Origin of the sequence: Bacillus cereus group sp. BfR-BA-01331 (assembly GCF_022663915.1) — a bacterium.
Classification (GTDB): Bacteria; Bacillota; Bacilli; order Bacillales; family Bacillaceae_G; genus Bacillus_A; species Bacillus_A mycoides.
Genome location: NZ_JAKUGJ010000066.1, coordinates 1 through 7,021, shown reverse-complemented (window position 1 = coordinate 7,021; position 7,021 = coordinate 1). Strand labels below are relative to the sequence as shown.

The following is a 7,021-nucleotide window of genomic DNA, read 5'->3' as shown; positions in this document are numbered from 1 at the left end:
TCTTTATTACCAAACATACTAATCTCCCCTTTTAAAAAATCACACTGATCCTATTAAAAAAGAAATAAAAAAGTGCAAAATCTACCAACAGATTTCGCACCAAAAAACAGATAACAGATACAATCACTCGAAACATAGGAGAGTGTTTCAACACTTATTATAACCTATATATTTACATTTTTGCGTATGGATTTGAAAATATGTAAATATTCATTGTTTTATTTTGAATTTTCTTTTTATTTTAGTTATACTAAATTATAAAGAGACAAATCTCCCTTAGGCTGTCAATAATTATGCTAACGAAACACACCCAAAACCAAAAAACCAATTCCCGTGTAATGGAATTGGTTTTTTGGTGCAATTCAGTCAAACAGCAACTTGAACCCACATCTTCAAATGTAGTCTTATCAAGATTATCATAATTTCAAATAAATAAACATAAAAAAAGCTCTTTATATAAACATATAAAGAGCTTTTTTAAAAGGATGAAACCCTTAAGTTACTAGTGATGAACACTTATTATATCATAAATCCCCTTATTTATTGTATGATTTCTTGTTGCTGTTGTTCTTCTAATGCAATTTCTATCTGTTCAATACGAAATGCTACACATACCCCCATATCCTCTTCTAACGTTCCATGTCATATCCTTTCTGTCTACTTTTCATTTCTCTTGTATGTTCACGTTCAAATTGATTATCTACTCCTTTCATATCTAATTCATTTCTAACAAGCCCTCTAAACGCTTTAAATTGCTCTTTAAAGACTTTTTTCGTTTGTTGATATAAAACCTTTATATTAGTCTGCAAATCTCTTATATGAGCTTTTAAAGAGCCTATTTCAGTATGCAATTCTTTATTTGCTTCTTTCAATTCCCAATTTTGTTTATAAGAATGTTTTAAAGCAAGATTATTCCCCTCTATCGTTTCCTCTAAATATTTATTACTTTCTCGTAAACTTTGATTCTCTTTTACCAGATCCGTCTTCTGTAAACGTTCATAATCTTTTTTAACAATAACCGCTGCATTCACCTTTTCTGCTATATCTCTCCATTGCTCACGTGTTACCACGATATTTCCTGTTTTCTTTTCTGTGATTTCTGGCTTTCCAAACAATTTTGTTGTTACTTCTGTTTTTGTTTCTTCTCGCAAATAAGACATTGACACTGGCTTATCAGGAATTTGGTTTCGAAACATTTCAAATTCCTGTTTCTTTTCTTTTATTTTTCTATCTAAACTCAAAAATTGTTGCTGGATTTTTTGTAAAGTTTCATTCTGTTTTTCGATGTAGTTTGTGGTTTGTTGTAATTGATTATGAGTTTCCACTACTTTTGTCTTTAAATGCGTTTTTACATTGGATAACTGTTCCACTTCTACTTCTAAATCTTGTTTTTCCTTAAAGGCTTGAGGCGATAAATGTTTTTTCTCAGAACCTTCTCCCCGCTCTACATCAAAACCTTTTTCCCGCATTTCCAACGGGAAGTCCTGTTGTAAAGATGTTAATTCTTTTCTCGTAAACATATCTTTCGCTGACAAACGATTGTCTTCTGTAATTGGCATCACACCAATATGCATATGTGGTGTCGCTTCATCCATATGAACCATCGCATACAACGTATTTTGTTTCCCATAACGTTTTTGAATAAACGCTAGTGAACTCTCAAAATAACGTTTCTGTTCCTCTAAACTTAATGAATGCATGTAGTCTGGCGAAGCTGTTACTACAAATTCAGAAAGTACAACAGAATTCGCCCGTGGCTTTCGTTTTACTCGCTCACTGATCTCTTGTTTAATTGTGCTTTCATATCTAATTTTTTGTTGATTTAACAAATCATAATTCTGTTCACTTTTCGAATAATCGATGTCTAAATTTGATTTACTTTTTCCTTGTCTTTGATTATGTTTTTGAATCCCTTGCACATCAGAAATTTGAAATTTCTGCATGTGAATGATTGCGAATTTGTTCATGTTTTTTCCTCACAATTGTCTTCCGTAAGAGGACTACTTTTGAGACTATCATAACATATCGAGAGAGCGAATCCAAAGCTTTGGTATAGCCCACTATACCAAATTCCATTTGGTGTGGGCTCTGCGAGACCTTGTTGGCTTCGCCAAATCACGCCATGGCGTGACAAATTCTAGGGGCTTTGCCCCACACCCCACAAGGGGAACTCTTCCCCTTGACCCCATCAATCGAACTCCCCAACCCCTCAATCCTTGAGGGGCTTCCTCGCCGGTTGGCGTCCCCAAAACGGTTCGTTTTGAGGAACAGCCAAGAGGATGAAGAATCAGCTGCACGTGTCAATTCCTTAATGCTCCTTTCATGGATCAGCACAAACCGCTGACCCATTCCAGTCCGCTTACCATTGACACTTACCGCTTATTCTTCCTCTCCCAATAATCTTTTGGCGAGTTGTTCCAATCGCTCATTGAATCCTATGTCATAGGCTATATAACCATTTCCTCGTCTTCTCTCCAGAATTTCCTTTAATACCGATTTGTCTTCTTCTTTCAATTTTACATCACCTAAAACTATCTCTTTCGGCTGTCTAATTTGCACACCTAAAGCTGTTAACTTTGCATAATTAGGAACTGTCATAAATCTCATTTCAGACAAAAGTTTTAAACGCTCCATCTCCTTATCCGTAACATAGAATTTAACCTGTTGTTTAGACATTTATACGCCTCCAATCAAACTAAATAGTACTATTTTAATAGTTTCATTATAGAACTTTTTAGTACTAAATTAAACTATCGAGTTATTTCCCCCTGTTTTTGGGTGTGAGTGCTGGCTAGTCGTGTGGGGGCTAAACCCCACATAGCGTTGATCCGTATGGAAAAAGAATCATGCTTTGAACGGAAGAATTGGCGGTTCGGCTGGTACAATTGCTGGTCCAAGTCGAGCAACTTAACCCCGTTTTTGGTCTGTTCGGCTTGGCGAAAGCTAAAAATCAGCCGAAAAAAGTTTGGCAAGGATGAAACGTAGTGAAAAAGGTGGAGATTTTTGAGTGCTTTTCACTCAAAAATACGACCTGTTCCTTGCGGAACTTTTAGCCCTTATATAGAGAGTGAGAGTAAACAAGCTTTATTTGAGTACAAAAACATGATTGTATCAAGGGTTTATAAGCATTTTCGTTGTTACCTAATTTGATAACATTTGTTACCTAATTTGATAACAACGAAAACATAAAAAAATAGCCCTTAAAAAAGGGCTATTGGAAAGTTCTTTAATAAACGTTTGGATTTCATAAATAAAGCTTTTAAAGTAACTTCAATATTATCACGTTCACCAGAAAACATAATGTTAGGATTAATAAAAATAGCATTAGTACGAACATTATTACCTTCAATTTCTTGACCTACTGCTTTTACTACAATACCTTTTTCTTGTAACTGTTTTAATACTCTACTAACTTTAGGTTTGCTTGTCCCAAGACGTTCAGCAATTTGAGTTTGCGTCATTGGAACAGCACCTCTTAAATGAATATCATCAACTATACAATTACTTTTAAATTGTAAAAAACGTTGAATCCTCATTAAAAATAATATTTCTTCATCAGTAAAATATCCTACCTCTAAAGCATAGTTCCAATTATCTTGAATCAACTGAACAAACCTCACTTTCGAATGAGGACTTTTTTTAGTACCTATGTAAAGTTCTTTACCAGTAGCTTTAACCAGAGTCTCCATGGCTTTTTCTAATTCGTTTTTTGAAATTTCGTTATGATCTTGTTTGAATTTTTCATTTTCAATTTCTAAATCACGTATTCTTGCATTTTTCTCAACTTGTTTAAAATCAATTGTATTTGGCATATTCTTCTCCTCATTTCTAGTATTTGCAACTAGCGAAGAGACTTTTATTTTGTTATTATGTAGTTAGATAAATTAATTTGAGTCTGAACACTCTAATTAATTGTATAACAGTAAAAAAAGCCTTTCTCCTATAGTTGTTTCTTGAACAACTCAATTATAGCATGAATGGCTTTTTTTGTTATATCTTGTCTGACTTTTTATATTCTGAAAAACAAATATATACAGTTTTAACTAAATTTGATATCCTAAAAATGTCAATAAGACTAATATCTTATTTACGCCCATTAGCAAAAAGCCCTTGATATAAAAGGGCTTTTTGTCATCCATATAAAAACAAAGATGAAATAAACAGAATATTAAAAATAATATATATCAACTTATTTAAAAGTTAATCTAATGTACTACCATGATAACATGGTAAAAACAAGATATAGATAATTTTGGAAAAGGGGAAGATTCTATGAATGTTCAATTAGAAAATGAACAAATAACAAAATTATTAAATGACTGGTATCAATCCATGCTAAGGCAACATTTAGTTAAAGCAAAACAATTAAAAGAATATATAGACAGTGAAATTAACAATGTTAAAGAAAATCAAAACTTACTCTTATATTATTCTTTATTAGATTTTAGATACAAAGCATTAACAGATTGGATAAGTATTAAAGAAAATAGTTTTGATGAAATTAATAATTTCACAACTCCAGCAGATGACTTCCTAGCTTATTATTATCACTTCTTTAAAGCATTTCATTCTACTTTAACATCCAATTACACTGAAGCAAGTGAACACTATGAAAGAGCAAAAGAACTATTAATACACATTCCTGATCCAATAGAACATGCTGAATTTAATTATCGAATGGGATATTTTTATTATCAAATCTATAAACAAGTAGTAGCTCTTGATTATATAAAATTAGCTAAAGAAGAATTTTTAAAACATGAAGGTCATGAAATAAATGTAGCACTATGTGACAACTTTATAGGTCTATGTTGTATTGACTTAAAACATTTCGAATTAGCTGAGGAATCATTTAATAAAGCACTAGACACTTTTCAAAAAAATAACCATAAAAATTCTATTCTTATGGTAAGACATAATTTAGCCTGGTTATATTCAAAACAAAATTTATCTAAGCTCGCAATTCGTCATGTATCTGAAGTAACAAAAAATAATCCCAATCATTTCAAAGCATTTTTTGTAGAAGCATATGAATACTATAAACTAAATGACCATAATTACGCCGATCAACTAATCGAAAAAGGATTAAAACTTAGTAACAACTTTAACAATCAAGAATTTCAACATCGTTTTAAAATCTTAAAAACACTCAACAACAAAGTTCCTACATTAACTTTAGAAACATCAATTTCAGAAGGTATTACTTACTTTAAACAAGAAAAACTATGGGAATGCGTAAAAGAATATGCCGATATCCTAGCTCTAAGATTTTATGAAGAAAATAATCATAACAAAGCAAGTCAATATTTTTACATGAGCAATACAGCTCAAAAAAATGAATTAGAAAAAGGAGCGTTAAAATAATGAAAAAAGTTTATCTAACTATACTTGGAATATCTTTAATTAGTATCCTGTCGTTAGGAATAAACGACTCTTTTAAAAATCAAGCTATAAATATAGGTGATGGTGGTGGTGCACCAGCACGACCTGATTATGTTTTACAAACTCATGGAGACATATAAAAAAATAGAATTATAAATAAAAAACGGGATATGCCAAAGTTCACCAAACAAGCACTATATTTGAATTATAAGTAAAATATTCCCTTTTTGTAAATAATAGGATATTATGAATTTTGTATTATATAATACAAAATTCGCGAATAATCCAATAAAAAAACAAAAGGGGATACAAATAATGAAAATGAAAATTGCAGGAAGCATTCTCGCTACAACATTAGCAGTAAGTACTATTGGAGGTTCTTATGCACTAGCTGATTCACCAAATACAGCTCCTACAAAACAAAAAATTACTAACCAAGAAAATACGGATATTACTACACATAAATTATATAAAGAACTAGATATAGACAGTCAAAAATTATTCATTGAAATTGTAAATGGAGCTAATTTACCTTACCCACAACAAGTACAATTACTACAAGATAAAGAGAGATTTATAGAAGAAGAAAATAATTCATCAATGCATACATGGAAAACAGCCCTCGTTAAAAAGGCTGCAAAACTATTAGCCGCTAAAATAGGATCAAAATCCGTTGCTGACATAACTGATTATCTTTTCGAATGGGAAGATGATCTACAACAAGGAATGGAAAACTACTTAGTATATAAACTTGGCTGGAACAAAACGGCCGCACATTGGACAGCAAAAAGCGTGATGTTCATCCTATTTTAAGCTAATTAAGATAGGTAGTTGATATGATTGGAAAAATTTAAAACAATAGTATTTTGGATTTTAATGTTATTTTTCTTAGTAACAAATTTCATTAGAATCTTTATAGAACCTAGTTTTGGAGAGACTATAAGGGTATATTTTCGTGATGTTCCTATAATTATAAAAATAATAATTGTAATCCTATTTATAGCTCTATTAATCTATCTATTCCCTTATAAAAGAAAAAAAAATGGCTAGCATAATGCTAGCCATTTTTTCTTTATACCCTTCTTTGGCTTCTTTTTTTTATAAATAACTCAATTCCCTTTAATAATAGTTCACAATATACCTTCCTTTAAACTTAACATTTAAAGAAACTTCAAAATATAAAATTCAAAACATCGAAAGTAAACTTTTATGTAAAAGTTTACTTTGGAACATACAAATACAATCCAACATACAATACTATGGGCATCTAAAATAAATCATCTTAGTCGACAAAAAGAAAAACCACAGCAATTGCTGTGGTTTTTCTTTTTGTCGATACTGTAAGTACACTTATAAGTATATTTACACGGAATAAATCTCCCTGTTTACACTTTTTCCATTCTAAAGTTGAATAACCCATCTTTCACTTTTACTATGTGAGTCCCTGACCAAAAAGTATGTACTTTAAAATAGTACCAATCTCCATTTTTTCTTAAATATTCTTTAATCTCATAGCCTTCTTTTATAAGATATTCTTTAATATCATCCTCTTTATTACCAAACATACTAATCTCCCCTTTTAAAAAATCACACTGATCCTATTAAAAAAGAAATAAAAAAGTGCAAAATCTACCAACAG

General features: G+C 31.1%; 7 protein-coding genes. 3 read left to right on the top strand and 4 right to left on the bottom strand.

Features of this window, described 5'->3' with window-relative positions:
- Positions 1-629 precede the first annotated feature (629 nt).
- From mobV to MR155_RS30405, 3 genes are all read right to left on the bottom strand, one after another.
- Positions 630-1,967, bottom strand: a complete 1,338-nt coding sequence (mobV, locus tag MR155_RS30415) for a MobV family relaxase (protein WP_242312027.1) — start codon at positions 1,965-1,967, stop codon at positions 630-632.
- Between the two features lie 412 nt (positions 1,968-2,379).
- On the bottom strand, positions 2,380-2,676 hold the full coding sequence (locus tag MR155_RS30410; RefSeq protein ID WP_242312026.1) for a hypothetical protein: 297 nt from the start codon (positions 2,674-2,676) through the stop codon (positions 2,380-2,382).
- Between the two features lie 524 nt (positions 2,677-3,200).
- The gene (locus MR155_RS30405) at positions 3,201-3,812 is read right to left on the bottom strand and encodes a helix-turn-helix domain-containing protein (protein WP_016099733.1); all 612 of its coding nucleotides are present in this window, start codon (positions 3,810-3,812) and stop codon (positions 3,201-3,203) included.
- A 460-nt stretch (positions 3,813-4,272) separates the two neighbouring features.
- Between MR155_RS30405 and MR155_RS30400 the strand changes: the two genes are divergently transcribed.
- The 3 genes from MR155_RS30400 to MR155_RS30390 all read left to right on the top strand — a co-directional run bounded on the left by MR155_RS30400 (position 4,273) and on the right by MR155_RS30390 (position 6,195).
- The gene (locus tag MR155_RS30400) at positions 4,273-5,364 is read left to right on the top strand and encodes a response regulator aspartate phosphatase (RefSeq protein ID WP_242312025.1); all 1,092 of its coding nucleotides are present in this window, start codon (positions 4,273-4,275) and stop codon (positions 5,362-5,364) included.
- Positions 5,364-5,522, top strand: a complete 159-nt coding sequence (locus MR155_RS30395) for a Phr family secreted Rap phosphatase inhibitor (RefSeq protein WP_242312024.1) — start codon at positions 5,364-5,366, stop codon at positions 5,520-5,522. The genes MR155_RS30400 and MR155_RS30395 overlap by 1 nt, the downstream gene beginning before the upstream one ends.
- Before the next feature lie 175 nt (positions 5,523-5,697).
- Entirely contained in the window at positions 5,698-6,195 is a 498-nt protein-coding gene (locus MR155_RS30390) for a hypothetical protein (RefSeq protein ID WP_242312023.1), read from the top strand.
- A gap of 572 nt (positions 6,196-6,767) precedes the next feature.
- Here the strand turns inward: MR155_RS30390 and MR155_RS30385 are convergent.
- On the bottom strand, positions 6,768-6,947 hold the full coding sequence (locus MR155_RS30385) for a hypothetical protein (protein WP_242312022.1): 180 nt from the start codon (positions 6,945-6,947) through the stop codon (positions 6,768-6,770).
- Positions 6,948-7,021 lie beyond the last annotated feature (74 nt).

Bases quoted from the DNA above. Each gene is read 5' to 3' on its own strand.
- MR155_RS30410 (WP_242312026.1), bottom strand. From the start codon at position 2,676: ATGTCTAAACAACAGGTTAAATTCTATGTTACGGATAAGGAGATGGAG.
- MR155_RS30405 (WP_016099733.1), bottom strand. From the start codon at position 3,812: ATGCCAAATACAATTGATTTTAAACAAGTTGAGAAAAATGCAAGAATA.
- MR155_RS30400 (WP_242312025.1), top strand. From the start codon at position 4,273: ATGAATGTTCAATTAGAAAATGAACAAATAACAAAATTATTAAATGAC.
- MR155_RS30395 (WP_242312024.1), top strand. From the start codon at position 5,364: ATGAAAAAAGTTTATCTAACTATACTTGGAATATCTTTAATTAGTATC.
- MR155_RS30385 (WP_242312022.1), bottom strand. From the start codon at position 6,947: ATGTTTGGTAATAAAGAGGATGATATTAAAGAATATCTTATAAAAGAA.
- MR155_RS30390 (WP_242312023.1), top strand. From the start codon at position 5,698: ATGAAAATGAAAATTGCAGGAAGCATTCTCGCTACAACATTAGCAGTA.
- mobV (WP_242312027.1), bottom strand. From the start codon at position 1,967: ATGAACAAATTCGCAATCATTCACATGCAGAAATTTCAAATTTCTGAT.